This window comes from Chloroflexota bacterium (assembly GCA_038040195.1).
Lineage (GTDB): Bacteria > Chloroflexota > Limnocylindria > QHBO01 > QHBO01 > DASTEQ01.
Window position 1 is genome coordinate 272,897 of the sequence record JBBPIR010000001.1, and the last position, 16,976, is coordinate 289,872.

General features: G+C 68.2%; 17 protein-coding genes. 8 read left to right on the plus strand and 9 right to left on the minus strand.

All coding sequences use genetic code 11. The features are described 5' to 3' along the window. Nucleotides 1-849, minus strand: a complete 849-nt coding sequence (locus AABM41_01400) for a nitrilase-related carbon-nitrogen hydrolase (GenBank protein MEK6190963.1) — start codon at nt 847-849, stop codon at nt 1-3. A gap of 91 nt (nt 850-940) precedes the next feature. Here AABM41_01400 and AABM41_01405 point away from each other — a divergent pair, with 91 nt between their 5' ends. Further along, a complete protein-coding gene (locus AABM41_01405) occupies nt 941-1,534 on the plus strand; it encodes an AAA family ATPase (protein MEK6190964.1) in 594 nt (197 codons plus the stop codon). Between the two features lie 11 nt (nt 1,535-1,545). Here the strand turns inward: AABM41_01405 and AABM41_01410 are convergent, their stop codons facing one another. Continuing rightward, nucleotides 1,546-2,310, minus strand: coding sequence for an FGLLP motif-containing membrane protein (locus AABM41_01410; protein MEK6190965.1), 765 nt, complete (start codon nt 2,308-2,310; stop codon nt 1,546-1,548). Next, nucleotides 2,307-3,329, minus strand: a complete 1,023-nt coding sequence (locus AABM41_01415; protein MEK6190966.1) for a hypothetical protein — start codon at nt 3,327-3,329, stop codon at nt 2,307-2,309. Before AABM41_01415 ends, AABM41_01410 begins: the two co-directional genes overlap by 4 nt. 105 nt (nt 3,330-3,434) lie before the next feature. Between AABM41_01415 and AABM41_01420 the strand changes: the two genes are divergently transcribed. From AABM41_01420 to AABM41_01440, 5 genes are all read left to right on the plus strand, one after another. Further along, nucleotides 3,435-4,766: an aminotransferase class III-fold pyridoxal phosphate-dependent enzyme gene (locus AABM41_01420; GenBank protein MEK6190967.1), complete on the plus strand. Its 1,332-nt coding sequence runs from the start codon at nt 3,435-3,437 to the stop codon at nt 4,764-4,766. A gap of 38 nt (nt 4,767-4,804) precedes the next feature. Next, the gene (locus AABM41_01425) at nt 4,805-5,689 is read left to right on the plus strand and encodes an ABC transporter permease subunit (GenBank protein ID MEK6190968.1); all 885 of its coding nucleotides are present in this window, start codon (nt 4,805-4,807) and stop codon (nt 5,687-5,689) included. Then, the gene (locus AABM41_01430) at nt 5,689-6,543 is read left to right on the plus strand and encodes an ABC transporter ATP-binding protein (GenBank protein ID MEK6190969.1); all 855 of its coding nucleotides are present in this window, start codon (nt 5,689-5,691) and stop codon (nt 6,541-6,543) included. Before AABM41_01425 ends, AABM41_01430 begins: the two co-directional genes overlap by 1 nt. A 27-nt stretch (nt 6,544-6,570) precedes the next feature. Beyond that, nucleotides 6,571-7,356: an ABC transporter permease gene (locus AABM41_01435; GenBank protein MEK6190970.1), complete on the plus strand. Its 786-nt coding sequence runs from the start codon at nt 6,571-6,573 to the stop codon at nt 7,354-7,356. 103 nt (nt 7,357-7,459) lie between these two features. Beyond that, nucleotides 7,460-8,632, plus strand: coding sequence for an ABC transporter substrate-binding protein (locus AABM41_01440; protein ID MEK6190971.1), 1,173 nt, complete (start codon nt 7,460-7,462; stop codon nt 8,630-8,632). 77 nt (nt 8,633-8,709) lie between these two features. On the opposite strand, the gene AABM41_01445 is transcribed toward AABM41_01440, so the two are convergent. Both AABM41_01445 and AABM41_01450 read right to left on the minus strand, forming a co-directional pair. Then, on the minus strand, nt 8,710-9,891 hold the full coding sequence (locus AABM41_01445; GenBank protein ID MEK6190972.1) for a cation:proton antiporter: 1,182 nt from the start codon (nt 9,889-9,891) through the stop codon (nt 8,710-8,712). Between the two features lie 96 nt (nt 9,892-9,987). Beyond that, nucleotides 9,988-10,665 (minus strand): HAD family hydrolase, encoded by a 678-nt coding sequence (locus AABM41_01450; GenBank protein MEK6190973.1) that lies wholly within the window; start codon nt 10,663-10,665, stop codon nt 9,988-9,990. 188 nt (nt 10,666-10,853) lie between these two features. Between AABM41_01450 and AABM41_01455 the strand changes: the two genes are divergently transcribed. Together AABM41_01455 and AABM41_01460 are read left to right on the plus strand one after the other, a co-directional pair. Beyond that, nucleotides 10,854-11,834: an ATP-binding cassette domain-containing protein gene (locus AABM41_01455; GenBank protein MEK6190974.1), complete on the plus strand. Its 981-nt coding sequence runs from the start codon at nt 10,854-10,856 to the stop codon at nt 11,832-11,834. Continuing rightward, nucleotides 11,831-13,114 carry an ABC transporter permease gene (locus tag AABM41_01460; GenBank protein ID MEK6190975.1) on the plus strand — a complete coding sequence of 428 codons (1,284 nt, stop codon included), beginning with the start codon at nt 11,831-11,833 and terminating at the stop codon, nt 13,112-13,114. Before AABM41_01455 ends, AABM41_01460 begins: the two co-directional genes overlap by 4 nt. Nucleotides 13,115-13,359: 245 nt before the next feature. On the opposite strand, the gene AABM41_01465 is transcribed toward AABM41_01460, so the two are convergent. From AABM41_01465 to AABM41_01480, 4 genes are all read right to left on the minus strand, one after another. Continuing rightward, on the minus strand, nt 13,360-14,772 hold the full coding sequence (locus AABM41_01465; GenBank protein MEK6190976.1) for an NAD(P)(+) transhydrogenase (Re/Si-specific) subunit beta: 1,413 nt from the start codon (nt 14,770-14,772) through the stop codon (nt 13,360-13,362). Beyond that, on the minus strand, nt 14,769-15,089 hold the full coding sequence (locus AABM41_01470) for an NAD(P) transhydrogenase subunit alpha (protein MEK6190977.1): 321 nt from the start codon (nt 15,087-15,089) through the stop codon (nt 14,769-14,771). Before AABM41_01470 ends, AABM41_01465 begins: the two co-directional genes overlap by 4 nt. Then, nucleotides 15,086-16,264, minus strand: a complete 1,179-nt coding sequence (locus AABM41_01475; GenBank protein MEK6190978.1) for a Re/Si-specific NAD(P)(+) transhydrogenase subunit alpha — start codon at nt 16,262-16,264, stop codon at nt 15,086-15,088. Before AABM41_01475 ends, AABM41_01470 begins: the two co-directional genes overlap by 4 nt. A 106-nt stretch (nt 16,265-16,370) precedes the next feature. Further along, complete coding sequence (locus tag AABM41_01480) at nt 16,371-16,970, minus strand: hypothetical protein (protein MEK6190979.1); 600 nt, start codon at nt 16,968-16,970, stop codon at nt 16,371-16,373. Nucleotides 16,971-16,976 lie beyond the last annotated feature (6 nt).

A 16,976-nucleotide genomic window follows, 5' to 3' on the forward strand; every position in this document is an offset into this window, starting at 1 on the left:
CTACGGGCGGACGAGGTCGTCGTAGGCGTCCGGCCGGCGATCGCGGAAGAACTGCCAGGTCTGGCGCACCTCGAGGATCTGGTCGAGGTCCAGGTCGCGGACGATCAGCTCCTCATCGTGCGCATCCCCGACTTCGCCCACGAACTGGCCGCGCGGATCCACGAAGTACGACTGGCCGTAGAAGTCGTCATCCCCCAGCGGTTCGATCCCGACCCGGTTGATGGTGCCCACGAAATACCCGTTCGCCAGCGCATGGCTGACCTGCTCGACCCGCCACAGGTACTCCGACAGGCCGCGGGACGTTGCCGACGGGATGAACACCAGCTCGGCGCCGTTCAGGCCCAACGCTCGCGCGCCCTCCGGGAAGTGGCGGTCGTAACAGATGTAGACCCCCACCTTGCCGACCTTGGTATCGAACACGGGGTACCCCAGGTTCCCGGGACGGAAGTAGAACTTCTCCCAGAAGCCCTTGACGTGGGGGATGTGGGTCTTGCGGTACTTCCCCAGGTACGAACCGTCGGCATCGATGACCGATGCGGTGTTGTAGTAGATGCCGGCGGTGTCCGCGTCCTCCTCGTACATCGGCACGATGAGGACCATCCCCGTTTCCTTGGCCAGCGCCTGCATGCGCTTGGTGGTCGGCCCGTCGGGGATCTTCTCGGTGTAGCTGTAGTACTGCGGGTCCTGGACCTGGCAGAAGTAGGGACCGTAGAACAGCTCCTGGAAGCACATGACCTGGGCGCCCTGCTTGGCCGCTTCGCGCGCGTACTTCTCGTGCTTGGCGATCATGGTTTCCTTGTCGCCGGTCCACTCGGCCTGCAGCAGCGCTGCCCGGACGATGCGCGCCATCGGTGTATTCAACCCTCCGTGAGAGAGCAGAGTCGGGTGGGAAGGTGCGTACTTTACACCCGGCTGTAGGCCTGGCCGCTACCCTGTCCCTGTGCCCTGGAGCCGCCCGGCCAAGATCGCGTTTATCGGCTCGCACTCGGTGCGCAAGACGAATGCGGTCCATGCCTTTGCCAGCACCGTGGGCCGCGCCGGACGCTCCGTCGAGGTAGGCCGCGAGCTCATCCGCTTCAACCCGCTGGGCCTCAACGAGGGCGCCACGCCGGAGGCCCAGTTGTGGGTCCTGATGGCCCAGGTCCAGCAGGAGCTGGAGCTCCGGGGCCGGGCCGACATCCTGGTCACCGACCGCAGCGTGGTCGACAACTTCGCGTACTTCCTGCGCGTCACCGATGGCGCCGATCCGTTCGGGGTGGAACCTCTCGTCCGGCGCTGGGCTCAGACGTATGACCTGTTCGTGCGGCTGCTCCCCGACGTCGCGCTCCTCCCCGATGGCGTCCGCTCCACCAGCGACGCGTTCCGCGACGAGATCGAGGCCATCCTGGACAGGATCATCCCCACCTACGTCTCCACGGACCGATATTTCCGGCTCCCCGCCAGCCAGGTGACCGAGGCCTACGACTGGTGGGCACTCGCCGAACGCCTGGCTCAGCTTGTGGGCCAGCCCCTCCGCGACCCGGTCCAGGCATAGGCACGCCGGCGTCAGCCCTGGATTTGGTCCTCACGGCGGGCGGGGCGGAATCTGAAGTAGGCCCAGAAGAGAATCGAGAAGGCGCCGAACAGCGCGAAAACGCCGAGGGCCGCGATCAACGCTGGGACCGACAGGTCGGACAGGTAGCCGGTGTTGGGGCCGATCAGGATGTGAATGAAGCCGAACACGGACAGGCCGAAGAGGACCGCCCACACCGGCCGACGCCATCGGTAAACCACCCAGCCCGGCATGAACCGGAAGGGCATCAGGCCAAAGGCCACCGCCTCGAGGCCGGCGACCACCACCGCCGCCAGCGCCGTCTCGACGACGATCCGACCCAGGTCGCCTTCCGGGAGCCCCGCGGTTCGCACCCAGCCCAACCCCCACCAGGCGACCACGGCCACCACCAAGGTCCAGGCCGCACCGGCGGCAGCTTCCCGACCCTCGTCGCGCTGGGACACCGACTGCATGAAGATCACGCCCAGGACCACGCCGTAGAGGTAGCCGGGCTGGAGTTGGACGACCCTCGAGACGAGCACGAAGACGGCCGCGATGACGATGGCCCAGGGCAGGACCCGCAGGCGGCCCGTCTCACCGGCCAGGCGGCGGTGGAGGACCAGGCCGGGGAACTCAAGGCTGATCAGGACAATCCCGATCGCGAGGAGGAAGCCGAGGTAGACGGCCAGGCCCTCGAGGCTGAGGGACAGGTTGGGGTTCAGGAAGGCGCTGATCAGCGCCACCAGGGCAACGGCCAACAGGAGGCGGGCAGCGATCACGGTCCGGCCTTCCATAGCCCGCCCCAGGCGGCAGCCAGGCGACCGAGCCAACCCTTCTGCCACCAGCCACGGATCTCGTCGTAGTGGACCTTCACCGTGTTGTTGAACAGCTCCCCGATGAAGCCCATGAACAGGAGGAGGAGGAGGGCCAGCAGGGCACTGACGCCCATCGCGGCGGGATCGGTGCTCACGTCAGCCGGGCCATGAACCGATGTCGCCCAGCCTGTCGGGTCGTCAGCGATGTCCGGCGGCGCTAGTGAGGGCTGCGGCGCGAAAGTGATGCCAGCCACCGTCTGCTCCGGGGTAGCGCTGGGCCGCGGAGTCCGGGTCGGCGAAGCCGTTGGGGTGGGGCTCGGGGTGGGCGAAGCCGTCGGCGTCGGGCTGGGGGTTGGCGTCGGCGATGGCGTCGCGGTTGGGATAAGCGTGGGCGTCGGAGGAGGCGTCACTACCGGCGGAGGCGTCACTACCGGGGGAGGCGTCGGTGCGGGCGTCGGCGTCGGGAAGGCCCCGCCGAGGATGGTGCCCGTAACTGAGTAGTAGCAATCGGTCGATGGGCACGTTGCGCGGAGGTTCTGCACGAGCGTCCCATACAGCGAACACTCGCCGACCACCTCCGGTCCCCAGGTTCCCGGTGCGGTGAGCTGGGAGACCATGGTGTCGACGAACTTCCCGACGCCGTTCGAGTCCACACAGCCAACGGACTGGACTCGGACGATCCAATCACGGTCGCCGACATCCATGAAATACCCAACCTCGATGTACGCCGGGACCTGTTGGTAGACACCCGCCAGCGGACCGGTATTGGGGCTGACTCGCCCATACCGCCACTGGTAATTGACGCTGGTCGGCGTGCAGTCGAGGACGGCGCCGGCCGGGGAGCACTCCATGGTTCCGTCTGCCACCATGGCGGCAGCTGCTTGCTCCGCAGTCGGGCCATGAGTCGCATGCGCGAACGAGAGCGGTAGCACGACCAGAACGAACAGCAGGGCGAGGACCCGCAGGGCGAGACGGGTGGGCATTGGTCCGCCCAGTATCGGAGGGGGCGCAAGAGGTGCCGGAACGCACCGGCCGAGCCATGGCCGGCGAGGTGCCACCGCGCATCCCGTTGTGGTGTAATCGGCCGCATGACCGTCACGCCCACCCGCCGGTTGACCGCCGAGGAGGTCGTCGCGCTCAACCGGGAGTACACCTTCTTCAGCTGGTCGGCCCAGGCCAAGATCAATCCCATCGCCATCGACCATGGCGAGGGGATCTATTTCTGGGATCCGGACGGCAAGCGCTACATCGATTTCAACAGCCAGCTGATGAGCGTCAACATCGGTCATGGCGACAAGCGGGTGGCGGACGCAATTTCGGAGCAGGCCCATCAGCTGGCATTCGCTGCCCCTCAGTTCGCGACCGAAGTCCGGGGCAGGCTGGGCGAGCTGCTGGCCACCCTGACCCCGGGCAACCTCAACAAGTTCTTCTTCACCCTGGGCGGGTCGGAAGCCAACGAGAACGCTCTGCGCCTGGCGCGGATCACTACCGGGCGGCAGAAGGTCATCGCCCACCATCGGTCGTACCACGGCGCCACGGCAGGCTCAATCAGCGTGACCGGCGACCCTCGCCGCTGGGCCAACGAACCAGGCGTCCCGGGCGTGATCCGGGTCCTCGACCCGTGGCGCTGGGGCCAGACCGAGCCGGAGCCGGTTGATCGCCAGCTGGAGTACCTGGAGGAGGTCATCCAGTACGAGGGTCCGCACACCATCGCGGCCTTCATCCTGGAGACGGTCACCGGCACCAACGGCGTCCTGATCCCGCCCGACGGCTACCTGCAGGGCATCCGCGAACTGTGCACCCGGCACGGGATCCTGATGATCTGCGACGAGGTGATGGCCGGCTTCGGCCGCACCGGACGCTGGTTCGCGGTCGACCACTGGGACGTGGTCCCCGACCTGCTAACCATGGCCAAGGGCCTGACCAGCTCGTACCTGCCGCTGGGGGCGGTGGCCATGACGCCGGAGCTCGCCGAATACTTCGACGACCGCGTCTACTACGGCGGATTGACCTACTCCGCCCACCCGGTCAGCTGCGCGGCTGCCATCGCCGCGGTGGGCGTCCTGCGCGACGACGACCTGGTGGGCAATGCGGCCCGCCTGGGCGTGGTCATGCACGAGCTGCTGACCGATCTGCAGGCGCGCCACCCGAGTGTGGGCACCACCCGCAACATCGGCCTGTTCGGGGTAATCGAGCTGATCCGCAACAGGCAGACCATGGAGCCGATGACCGCCTTCAACGCCTCGTCCCCAGAGATGGCCGCCCTCGACGCCCGGCTGCGAGCGGACGGCCTGTACACCATGCAGCACTGGCACCAGGTCTTCACTAATCCCCCCCTGTGCATCACCGAGGAGCAGCTGCGCGAGGGCTTCGCGATCATCGATCGCGCCCTCGAGGTGACCGATGCCGCGGTCGCCTGAGCGACCGCAGAGCCTCTCCCCCGCCCGATGACGGACCAATGACCGCCGGGCCAGGTACTGGATCGCCGCGACTCAGCCGGCGCAGGAGGCTGACCTTCTTCCTGCTGTTCATCGTCGGGTTGATCGCGCTGTGGGAGGGGACCAAGCTGCTGGGCGGCGACCCGTACCGGATCGACGGGGAGGTCGTCTGGACGCCCCCGATGGACATCGGCATGGCCAGCGACGTCAACATGCCGCACTTCTGGGTGATCTTCGAGCGCCTCTTTCAGCCGTTGACCTCGGGCGCTGAGCAGACCCTGGCCGGTTATCTCTTCGACCAGGCCGTGTACACCCTCCGCTCCGCGTTCATCGGCTTCACCCTCGGGGGCCTGCTGGGAATCGGGCTGGCGGTGGCCTTCGTCCACTTCGGGCTCATCGAGCGTGCGTTTGTCCCCTATGTCGTCGCCAGCCAGACGATCCCCATCATCGCCCTCGCCCCGCTCATCGTGTACCTGGTTGGGCAGAACGTGACGAGCGTCGTCATCGTGGCCACCTACCTGAGCTTCTTCCCGGTGACGATCGCCATGCTCCGCGGCCTTCGCTCCCCGGACCCGCGGGCGCTGGAGCTGATGCGCTCGTATGCCGCGTCCCGGAGGGCGGTGCTCTGGAAGGTGCGGTTCCCGGCCTCGCTGCCCTACCTGATGACGGCCTTGAAGATCACCGCCACGGCCAGCATCGTGGGCGCCATCGTGGGCGAGGGATCTGGCAGCCTCCAGGCCGGGCTGGGGCGGGCCCTGGTGTTCTTCTCCCAGCAGTACACGGTCGCTCCGGAGAAGCTGTGGGGAGCGATCCTGTTCTCCTCCGCGGTCGGGATCGTCTGTTTCGGGCTCGTGCGCCTCGTTGAGCTCCGGGTGGTGCGGGCGCAGCCCGGCGTGGAGCTCTGATGACCGCGAGCGCGCCAGAGGCACCCGTTGTTCGGCTGACGGGCGTCAGCAAGGCATTCGGTGTCACCGGATCGTCCGCTGCGACGCCAACCGTGGCCCTGAGCGACATCAGCCTGGACATCCATCGCGGCGAGTTCGTCTCGCTGATCGGTCCGTCCGGCTGCGGCAAGTCGACCCTCCTCCGCCTGGTCGGCGACCTCACCGAGCCAACCGGTGGCACCGTCCAGGTCAACGGCAAGCCGGCCGGCCAGGCCCGCCTCGACCGCGATTACGGGATGGTGTTCCAATCCCCCACCCTGTTCGACTGGCGGACCGTGGAGGAGAACGTCCGTCTCCCGCTCGAGCTGTTCGGCTACGACAAGGCGGCGAAGACCGAGCGAACGAGCGAGATGCTCGAGCTGGTCAGGCTGACCGATTTCGCCCGCCATCGCCCCTACCAGCTGTCGGGCGGCATGCAGCAGCGGGTGGCCATCGCCCGAGCACTGGCCTTTTCCCCATCCCTGCTGCTCATGGACGAGCCCTTCGGGGCCCTGGATGAGATGACCCGCGAGCGAATGAACTCCGAGGTGCTGAGCATCTGGGCCCGGACCGGGATCACAGTCATCTTCGTCACGCACTCCATCCCAGAGGCGGTGTTCCTGTCGAGTCGGGTCGCGGTCATGAGCGCCCGTCCGGGTCGCATCACCCGGGTCGTGGACGTCGACCTGCCCCGCCCGCGGGGATTGGCGACGCGCGAAAGCCCCGCGTATTTCTCCTTCATCACCGAGGTGCGCGAGGCACTCCGTGCCGGGGAGGGAACCGAGACCGATCTCGCCTCCGCCGAGCGAACGGCGGCCGAAGGGCTCATCGGCTAGGCGGTCGAGGAGCCGAAGGCAGCACCGATGGATGCCCTGCGCCGATATCTCCCAGCCGCGCTCATCCTCGTCGGTGTCCTGGTGGCGTGGGAGGTCGGGGTCCAGGTCTCCGGGGTGCAGGGATTCATCCTTCCGGCCCCCTCCGCCATCTGGGCCGCCCTGGTCGAGAACTGGACCGAGGCCTACGCCATCCTGCCCGCCGCCCGAGTGACGCTCTTCGAGGCCATGGGCGGCCTCATCCTGGGTACGGTCCTGGGCGTTATCACCGCGTTTGTCGTGTCGCGCTTCCCGGCGTCCCGCGACACCGTGCTGCCGCTGGCGATCGCGATCAACGCCATCCCGATCATCGCCTTCGCTCCTGTCGCGAACAACTGGTTCGGGATCCTGAGTCCGCTCTCGAAGATGGCCATCGCGGCCGCCCTCGTCTACTTCCCGATCATGATCAACGTCCTGCGTGGCCTGACCCAGGTGGAGGCGTCGGCCCTCGAGCTGATGCGCTCCTACGCCGCCGGGCCGACGGCCGTCACGCGCAAGGTCCGCGTCCCCAACGCCCTGCCGTTCTTCCTCACCGGACTCAAGGTGGCGACCACCCTGAGTCTGATCGGTGCGGTCGTTGGCGAGTACTTCGGTGGCCTGTCGGCCACCCTCGGCCGGGTCGTGGTGGCGGCGGCCAGCGAGCTGCGGTTCGATGTGACCTGGGCGGCCATCCTGATCGTGTCGTTGATCGGGATCGTCCTGTACCTGGGGGTCGTCGTGCTTGAGCGTCTGCTCATCCCCTGGCATCCATCGGTGCGAGGCGAGAGACCAGCCTGATCACGACCTCACTTGCGCCGAGTGCTGGCCACAGTGGTCAGTCGCCCGTAGAATTGCCCTTCACGGACGGCCCCTGCCCGGGCCATCACATTGAGGAGTGGAGATGAGGGTTTTACGTGTCTTTGCGGCGCTGGGATTCAGCGCCTTGCTGCTCGCGGCTTGTCAGCCGAGCGCGAGCGAGAGCCCAACGGGGAACGGCACTGAACCGAGTGCCGACGAGAGCCAGATCACCTACGAGCCGGCCAGCGTGCGGCTCCAGCTGCAGTGGACAGACCAGGCCCAGTTCGCCGGCTACTACGCGGCGGTCGAGCAGGGCTACTACGACGACGTTGCCCTGACGGTGGAGATCCTCGCTGGCGGCGGGACCATCGTTCCGCAGCAGGTGGGATCGGCCCCGGATGGCCCGGAGTTCACGATCGCCTGGATGCCGAAGGTGCTCGAGGCGCGCGAGGCTGATTCAGACCTCGTCCACCTGGCGCAGATCTTCCAGCGCTCCGCCACCCTCTCGGTGGCATGGGCCGACAGCGGCATCACCGAGGTGTCCGACTGGGAGGGCAAGCGCATCGGCGCCTGGCCGTTCGGCAACGAGCTGGAGGTCCTGGCCTCGGCCCCGATCCTGGCCGACCTGGCCGACGGCGTGGACTTCACCCGAGTCGAGCAGGACTTCGACATGAACGAGCTCATCGCGGCCCAGGATGGGTGCGCGGCGAGCGACCAGGACTGCGTCGACGTCGCCGAGGCGATGATCTACAACGAGTGGGCGCAGCTGCTGGAAACGACCGACCCGAACACCGGCGAGCTGTTCCAGCCGGACCAGTTCACCGTCTTCGACTACAACGACCTCGGCACTGCCATGCTGCAGGACGGGCTGTGGGCCCGACAGTCGTGGCTGGAGGAGGGGAACAACGAGGAAGTCACGATGCGCTTCCTGCAGGCATCGTTCCGTGGCTGGATGTACTGCCGCGACAATCCCGATGACTGCGTCCAGTACTCCGTGGACCGGGGCAGCATCTGGGGTCGGGGCCACCTGGCCTGGATGATGAACGAGATCAACAAGCTGGTCTGGCCGGCGCCGGACGGCATTGGTGCGCTGGACCAGGACGTCCTGGCCCAGACCGTCGACACGGCCACCGCGGCGGGGATCCTCGCCGGGGCTCCCGACGACGCGGCGTTCCGCTCCGACCTGCGCGAGGCGGCCCTCGCCGGGATCGACGGCGACACGACCGGCGCCGACTGGGAGGCTCCCGTGGTGGAGATCACCCCCGCCGGCGAGTAAGCCCATCGCGGGCGGGCTCGCTGAGCCCGCTCATCCCAGAGACCGATGGAGGCCCCTCGTCCGCGAGGGGCCTCCGGCTATGTCACGACCGGAGGCGAAGCGGCGTCCGGTTCCGCGCGGCGGACCAGCCGCGGCATGAGGGGCGGGACCAGAAGGCTGGTGATGACGACCATCCCTACCACCACCAGGTAGAGATCCGGCCCAAATGCCCCGGCTGCCAGAGCCAGCCCGGCCACGATGATCTCGACCTCCCCACGCGGGACCATGGCCCAGCCGATGAGCGCGGCCCGGTGGCGCCCCGTCCGCAGTGCGCCCAGGAACGAGCCGGCGAACTTGGTGACCACCGCCAGGGCCGTGATTCCCACCAGCAGCGCGACGGTCGCACCGGAGCCGAAAACGGTCAGGTCGATCTGAGCGCCGACGAACCCGAAGAAGAACGGTGTGAAGAAGGCCGCCACGGGTGCTGTCTCGTTCTCCAGCGCGTCACGCTCGGCGGACTCCCCCACCACCATGCCGGCCAGGAATGCGCCGATGATGGCCGCCAGGCCAATGGCCGCGCTGAGCGCGGCAAGCCCGAGCATGACGATCATGCCCGGCAGGAACGGCGTCTCGGCGAAGCGCGGCGCGGTCAGGATCGACGGGCGGCGGGACAGGATGCCGGCGCCCGCCACAACCACGATAACGATGAACGCGGCCGCGAGCCCCAGGGTGACCAGGATCTCCCCCGAATCCACGCCGCCGCTCGCCATGCCCACCGCCACGGCCACGATCAGCATGGCCAGCACGTCGTCGATGATGGCCGCCCCCAGCACGATCCGCCCGGAAACGGTCTGCAGCGCGCCAAGGTGGTCCAGCGTGCGGGAGGTGATGCCCACCGATGTGGCGGTCAGGGCCGCGGCCAGGAACACGCGCCCCTCCAGCGGCAGGTCCAGGGCGCTGGCCACCGCGAATCCGCCCAGGAAGGGCAGGATCACGCCCAGGACCGCCACTGTGAAAGCCGTTCCCCCGACCCGGACCAGATCGCCAACGCGGGTGTGAACCCCCACCTCGAACAGCAGGAGGACGGCGCCGATCTGCGCAAACAGCTCGGTCTCAGGGGTAATGCTGTACCAGCCCAGCAGCGCCGGACCCACGATCACCCCGGCCAGGATCTCCCCCACCAGGGTCGGCTGGCCCAGGCGCTTGAAGATCTCGTCGCCGACCTTGGCCGCGGCCAGCAGGACGAAGAGCTGGAACAGAACCCCTGCGAGGTGATCCACGGCTGCCTTTCCGCCCAGATGCCAAGAGACTGCGCAACGGCTGCGCAGTCTCCACCTTGACCGGCGATACGGGCCCGGTCCGGCCCTATCTCGAGTCTAGACCGATGTCGGCGCGGGCGGCAAGGCCGCAAAGGCCTCTTCGAGGTGGGCACCGAGCTCGGCCAGCGAGTCGATCACCGCAGCCGGTCGCGCGCCATCTGGGAGACGTTGGATCAAGCCCCATGGACCGCGCCGGATCCAGATCGATCGGAAGCCGGCGGTCATGGCCGGGATGACGTCGTTGTCGACCCGATCTCCCACGTGGGCCACCGAAGCCGGATCCGGGTCACCCAGCAGCTCGAGGACGCGGCGGAAGTAGGCGGGCGCGGGCTTGGCAACCCCCATCTCCTCCGACATCGCGATCACCTCGGCCGGCAGGTCCAGCGCCCGCAGCTCCGAGGTGCGATGGGCAGGCTGGTTGCCGAAGATCGCCAGCCGATATCCGTCCGCGCGCATCGCGGCCAGGGTGGGCCGCACGTCGGGATACAGGTCCTCCTCGCGGAAGCCGCCGTAGGCCGCTTCCAGCTGGTCGCGATGCCGCTCCCAGTGCGGCGAGCCAACGGCCGCGAACACCTCCGGGTGCGCGCCCCCGCGGGCAATGACTGCGCCCAGGAGGGCCATGAACGTCAACCGGGGCACGCCGACGACGTCGGCCCACATTCCCCACACCCGGGTTTCATCGACGAGCGTCTCGCCGACGTCAAAGACCACCCATCGGTTGCCACCATGAGTCATAGAAGAATGGTATCCGGCTGGATTGGCCCGTCCGTCCGCCTTTGAATCACGTGTGACTGTGAATGCCAGATATCGGCCCTTCAGTCTGGTTCTCAGTTACGTGAGAATCGAATTCGGCGCCGGTCCCTTCGTGCCTACCGGGACGACCTGACGCACCGCCCGGTCCGAGCGGGTAGCATCGGCGGCCCATGACCCTGGTCGTCGACAGCATCACCAAGCGCTTCGGCGAGATCGTGGCCCTGGACGGGGTCAGCTTCTCCGCCGAGCCGGGCCGCATCTTCGGCCTGCTGGGGGCCAACGGGGCGGGCAAGACGACCAGCATGCGGATCGTGCTGGACATTCTCCGCGCCGATTCGGGGACGGTCACCTGGCAGGGGCGCGCCAACACCGAGGTCCCGCGCCGGACGTGGGGCTACCTGCCCGAAGAGCGCGGGCTGTACCTCCAGATGACGGTGATGGAGGTGCTCCGCTTCTTCGCCGCCCTGTACGGCGTGCCGGGCCGCGAGGCCACCGCGGACGTGGAGGACTGGCTGGAGCGCTTCCGGATCCCGGACTACCGCGACCGCAAGGTCCAGGAGCTGTCCAAGGGCAACCAGCAGAAGATCCAGTTCATCGCGGCCATCCTCCACGACCCCGACGTCCTGATCATGGACGAGCCGTTCAACGGCCTGGACCCGGTCAACGTCCAGCTGTTGAAGGAGGCGTTCCTCGAGATGCGCGGCCGGGGCAAGGCGCTCATCTTCTCCACCCACCAGATGGAGACGGTCGAGGAGCTGTGCGAGTCGATCGTGATCGTTGACCAGGGGCGGGTGGTGGTGGCCGGCCACGTTCGCGACGTCAAGCGGGCCATGGGCCGCCAGGTCGTCCGACTGGCCGCCGAGGGCGTGAACGGTACCGATGGGCTGGCGTGGGTCGAGCAGATGCCCGGCGTCAGCCTTACCCGGCGCGGCGAGGACTACCTGGAGCTTCATGTCCGGACCGGTACCGATCCCGCCTCGCTGCTGCAGGCCGCACTGGAGCGCGGCGAGCGCGTGACGCGCTTCGAGATCACCGATCCGTCGCTCGAGGAGGTGTTCATCGAGCACGTTGGCCGCCCGGCCGAGTTTGCCGAGGAGCGGCATCTGGCGCCGGGGCAGACGCGGGACGGCGCTCCGAAGGAAGGGCCGTGATCGGCGGACTGTTCCCCAACGCGTGGACCGTGGCGGTCCGGGAGTTCCGCCTCCGCGTGCGAACCCGCGTATTCCAGGTGGTGACCCTGATCCTGGCGCTGGTGGGCGTCACGCTGGCGCTCCTCCCGGTGGGCATCAGCGCCCTGGGATTCGACGAGCCTGCTTCAGTGGCGGTGTATGTCGCCGGCCCCGAGGCCGACGTGGAGGCCGACGCACTTGTCGCCATCCTCAACCAGACGGAGCAGTCAGGTGTCGAGGCCGAGGTCACGAGGGACGCGGATGCGGCGCGCGCAGCCGTCGAGGCCGGCGAGCGGGACGGGCTGGTCACCGTGGACCGCGGGGCGGACGGCGACCTGGCGTTCGACCTCTACACCGCCGAGGGGCCAACGAGCGGCCTCGTCTTCTCCGTCAACACCGCTGCCGGACAGGTGGCCGTCGCCGACCGCCTGCAGCGCGCCGGCGTGGATCCAGGCCAAATGGGCGAGATCTTCGCCCCCACCGCATTCGAGGTGACCCCGGTCGACCCGAATGCGATCGATCCCGAGGAGAATTTCGGCGCGCGCTACGTCTTGGCCACGGCCCTGGTGGTCCTCATGTTCATGGCCATCATCACTTATGGCCAATGGGTCGCCACCAGCGTTGCGGAGGAGAAGGCCAGCCGGGTCATGGAGCTGTTGATCACCGCGGCCACGCCCCGGCAGCTGTTGCTGGGCAAAGTCATGGGCGCCGGGGGCGCCGGGCTGGCCCAATACGTGGTCGTCGTGGCGGCTGCCCTGGGCGGCCTGGTGCTCCAGGGCCCGGTCAGTGAGTTCGTCCTCGGCGATGCGGCCGGTCCAGCGCTGGAAGTCCAGGGCCTGGATCCAATCCTGCTGGCGGTGGTCGGACTGTTCTTCCTCGGCGGGTTTGGGTTGTACGCCACGCTGTACGCGGCGCTGGGGTCGACCGCTTCACGCCAGGAGGAGGTGCAGAACATCACCGGGCCGATGATCCTGGTCGGGGTTGCCGGATACCTCGCCGCATTCACGGCCCTCAATGTCCCCGATGCTGACTGGGTCCGCGCCCTGTCATTCGTTCCGTTCTTCAGCCCATACCTGGTCCCGATTCGGCTGGTGATGGGCCAGATTCAGCCATGGGAGATCGGCCTGTCGTTCGCCTTCCTGATCGTCGGCGTGGCCGGCGCGCTGTGGGTGGCCGCCCGCATCTACTCCGCGGGCGTCCTGCTCTACGGGCAGCGCGCCGGCCTGCGCGCCGTGTGGCGGGCGGTCCGCGTCAACCGCTAGCCGCGCCACGGTGCGCCGACCTAGACGGCCAGCCGCGGCTCGTTGTACACGAGGCGTACATATCGGCCAAACAGGGGCAGGGTGGAGGCGTGAATCGTCCAATATTGGCCATTTTGTTCGCGGAGCGATCATTTGTGCCAAGAAAGGCGAGGCACCGGGTGGTATGGGGCCGGATATTGGCCGTTATGTACACCGGGTGGACATTCACCCCGCGAGCCGCGCCGTCGGGCCGGAGACGGTGGCGGTCAGGCGGCTTTGACCCCTGATACCAGCGCCTGGACGGTGTCCTTGGCGTCGCCGAACAACATGGCGGTCTTGGGATCCGCGTACAGGGGGTTGTCGATCCCCGCGAAGCCGGAAGCCATGCTGCGCTTCAGGACGATGACGTTCTGGGCATGATCCACGTTGAGGATGGGCATGCCGTAGATCGGCGAGGTCGTATCGGTCCGGGCGGCCGGGTTGGTCACGTCGTTGGCGCCGATGACCAGGGCCACGTCGGCGTTCGCGAAGGCGTCGTTGATCTCATCCAGTTCCTTGAGCCGCTCGTACGGGACGTTGGCCTCGGCCAGCAGCACGTTCATATGGCCCGGCATGCGACCGGCCACCGGGTGGATCGCGAACTGGACGTCCACCCCGCGGGCCAGGAGCAGGTCCATCAGCTCGCGGACCGGAGCCTGGGCCTGCGCCACCGCCATCCCGTAGCCCGGAACGATGATCACGCTCTTGCCATACGCCATGAGGACCGCGGCGTCCTCGGCGCTGATGGTCCGCACCTCCTGATCGCCGGCTGCCCCGGCCACCGCGGCCCCGCCACCGGTTCCGAACGCCCCGAACAAAACGTTGAGAATTGACCGGTTCATGGCGCGGCACATGAGCTGGGTCAGGATCGCGCCCGACGCTCCGACCAGGGTGCCGGCGATAAGCAGCGCGTAATTGCCCAGTACAAAGCCCGTGGCGGCCACCGCAATGCCGGTGTACGCGTTGAGCAGGCTGATGACGACCGGCATGTCCGCCCCGCCGATGGGCATCACAATCAGCACCCCGGCCACCAGGGCGAGCCCAACGAAGACCAGGAACAGGGTCGTGTCGTTGGTCACAGAGGCGAGGGCCGCGGCCATCACCAGCAGGGTGGCCAGCAGCAGTCCCGCCACAACCCGCGAGCCGGGGTAGGTCACCGGGCGACCGGCGATGAACCCCTGGAGCTTGCCGAAGGCAACGGCCGAGCCGGTCAATGACACGGAGCCGATGACGGCGCCCAGCAGGGTGGCGATCATCGGGATGGTGGGCAGGAGCTCGCCGCCCGTGCCGCGCTCCGCAGTCGCGGTCAGGAACTCGGACACCGCGACCACGGTGGCTGCCCCGCCGCCGGCGCCGTTGAAGATGGCCACCATCTGGGGCATGGCGGTCATCGGCACCCGTCGGGCACCGACCACGCCGATGACCGAGCCGATCAGCCCACCACCAACGAGCACCCACCAGTTGCCGAACAGGCCGGGCTCGGTGAACACGGTCCATGCCACCACCAGGGCCATGCCGGCCGCGCCGATTAGGTTTCCCGTGCGGGCCGTCCGAGGCGAGGCCAGGAACTTCAGGGCCAGGATGAAGCTGACCGAACCGATCAGGTAGACCCCGAACGTGGCCAACTGCAGCAGGGTCACGGCTTGTCCCCCGGTTCCCCCGGTCGGCGGCGGAACATCTCCAGCATCCGGTCGGTGACAACGAAGCCGCCGACCACATTGACGGTGCCCAGGATCACCCCCAGCAGGCCCAGGCCCAGCTGAAGCGGGGTGTCGGCCGTCGCGGTCACGACGATGGCGCCGACCACGATCACGCCGTGCACTGCGTTGGCGCCCGACATGAGCGGGGTGTGGAGCATGGTCGGCACCTTGCTGACCACCTCGTAGCCCACGAACGCGGTCAGGACCAGGATGAGCAGGGCGTCGACCAGGGCCCGCGGGTCCAACGCCTCGGTCATGCCTTCGCCTCGCCGGCCTGCCCGCCCTCTGCCTGGGCGGCGAGGGCCGCAGCGGTTGCCTCGTGAATGATCTTGCCGCCGTGGGTGATGGTCGCTCCGCGCGTGATCTCGTCTTCGAGATCAAGGGTCAGCTTGCCGTCGTGGACCAGGTGGTCGACCAGGGTCTGGACGTTCTTGGCGTACATCTGGGTGGCGTGGGTCGGGACGGTGGCCGGGAGGTTGGTCAAACCAATGATCGTCACGTCGTTGTCGACCACCTCGCGCCCGGGTTCGGTAAGCTCACAGTTCCCACCCGCCTCCGCGGCCATGTCAACGATCACGCTCCCCGGTTGCATGGTGCGCACCATGTCGGCGGTTATCAGGCGCGGTGCCGGGCGGCCTGGAATGAGGGCCGTGGTGATGACGAAGTCGGCGGCCTTGACCCGTTCCGCAATGAGCTCGCTCTGGCGGCGTTGGTAGTCCTCGCTCATCTCGCGCGCGTACCCGCCCGCCGTCTCGGCGGACGCCTTCTCCTCCTCATTCATGGGCACCTCGACGAACGTGGCGCCCAGGCTCTCGACCTGCTCTCTGACCACCGGCCGGACGTCGAAGGCCTCCACCACCGCGCCCAGCCGACGGGCAGTTCCGATCGCCGTCAGGCCCGCCACTCCGGCGCCCATGATCAGGCCTCGGGCCGGACGGACGGTGCCCGCGGCCGTGGTGAGCAGCGGGAAGAACTTCGGCAGCCGGCCGGCTGCCAGCAGGACAGCCTTGTAGCCGCCGACCGTGCTCTGGCTGGAGAGCGAGTCCATGCTCTGGGCGCGGGTGATGCGCGGGATGGCGTCCATGCTGATGGCCGTAATCCCCCGCTCGGCCAGGCGCTCAGCGAGCCGGGGGTTGGCCAGCGTCCCCAGCGTGCCGATCAGCACGGCCTTGGGCCGCAGCATCTCGATCTCCTCGTCGCTGGGCCGCCCCACCCGCAGCACGAGCTCCGCCTTCCCATACAGGGCCGCCACGTCGGGAACCAGGGTAGCTCCCGCCTCGGCATAGGCCGCATCGGGAAAATGGGCGGCCTCCCCGGCCCCGGCCTGGATCAGGACCTGGTTGCCGCTGGCAACCAGCAGACCGGCGATCTGGGGGGTCAACGCGGCGCGCGTCTCGCCTTCGGCGGTCTCGCGCGGGACGGCGATCTTCATGCGGGCGTCAAGCAGCCTTCATGCGGGCGAAAGCCTAGCCGGGTAGAGGCGAGTAAGGGACAGAACGACGACCGTGCCCGCAATGGGCGACGGCCGGAGCCTGAGTCTACTCCAGCGACACCGCCACGCGCAGCGCGGCTTCGAGGCTGGGAGCCCCCTCCACCCGCAGTACCAGGCCGTTTTCCTCCCAGATCAGGGCGCTGGTGACGAGGCGCAGACTGGTGTCCACGAAATTCCCGTCCACGTCCCGGTAGAAGAAGGCGTGGGAACCGCCCTCGACCCACCACCCCGCCTGCCCGTTCACGGACACCGGCTCCACGCGGGTGCCCGAGGTGATCATCTTCTCGAACGTGTCCGGACCGATGTCGGCGCTGAACTGGGTCACGACCAGCTCGCCCCAGACCAGGGTCACGGTGCCGCCCTTGGGCACGTCGGCCAGGAACACGGCATCCGGCTGGCCCAGCTCCGCATCCGCCGGCAGCCGGATGGCGAACGGGACGGCGGCCTGGGCCTGGGCCAGGCTGGTCTGCGTCCCGTAGCCGCGGTTGGCGACCGACGCGATGGGCGTCGGCAACGGGGTGCCGTCGGCAAAGCGGATCTGGATGGCGCCGATGCCGATACCGATGGCTCCGGCAATGCCCCGATCGCCAACAGCCCGACCACGGCCAGCACCAGCGCGCGCTGGAGGGAACCGAACCGAGGCCACCAGCCG

What these genes read in the sequence shown, in the direction of transcription:
- AABM41_01400 (MEK6190963.1), bottom strand. Translation starts at nt 849, where the DNA reads ATGGCGCGCATCGTCCGGGCAGCGCTGCTGCAGGCCGAGTGGACCGGC.
- AABM41_01415 (MEK6190966.1), bottom strand. Translation starts at nt 3,329, where the DNA reads ATGCCCACCCGTCTCGCCCTGCGGGTCCTCGCCCTGCTGTTCGTTCTG.
- AABM41_01420 (MEK6190967.1), top strand. Translation starts at nt 3,435, where the DNA reads ATGACCGTCACGCCCACCCGCCGGTTGACCGCCGAGGAGGTCGTCGCG.
- AABM41_01425 (MEK6190968.1), top strand. Translation starts at nt 4,805, where the DNA reads ATGACCGCCGGGCCAGGTACTGGATCGCCGCGACTCAGCCGGCGCAGG.
- AABM41_01430 (MEK6190969.1), top strand. Translation starts at nt 5,689, where the DNA reads ATGACCGCGAGCGCGCCAGAGGCACCCGTTGTTCGGCTGACGGGCGTC.
- AABM41_01435 (MEK6190970.1), top strand. Translation starts at nt 6,571, where the DNA reads ATGGATGCCCTGCGCCGATATCTCCCAGCCGCGCTCATCCTCGTCGGT.
- AABM41_01440 (MEK6190971.1), top strand. Translation starts at nt 7,460, where the DNA reads ATGAGGGTTTTACGTGTCTTTGCGGCGCTGGGATTCAGCGCCTTGCTG.
- AABM41_01450 (MEK6190973.1), bottom strand. Translation starts at nt 10,665, where the DNA reads ATGACTCATGGTGGCAACCGATGGGTGGTCTTTGACGTCGGCGAGACG.
- AABM41_01455 (MEK6190974.1), top strand. Translation starts at nt 10,854, where the DNA reads ATGACCCTGGTCGTCGACAGCATCACCAAGCGCTTCGGCGAGATCGTG.
- AABM41_01470 (MEK6190977.1), bottom strand. Translation starts at nt 15,089, where the DNA reads ATGACCGAGGCGTTGGACCCGCGGGCCCTGGTCGACGCCCTGCTCATC.
- AABM41_01475 (MEK6190978.1), bottom strand. Translation starts at nt 16,264, where the DNA reads ATGAAGATCGCCGTCCCGCGCGAGACCGCCGAAGGCGAGACGCGCGCC.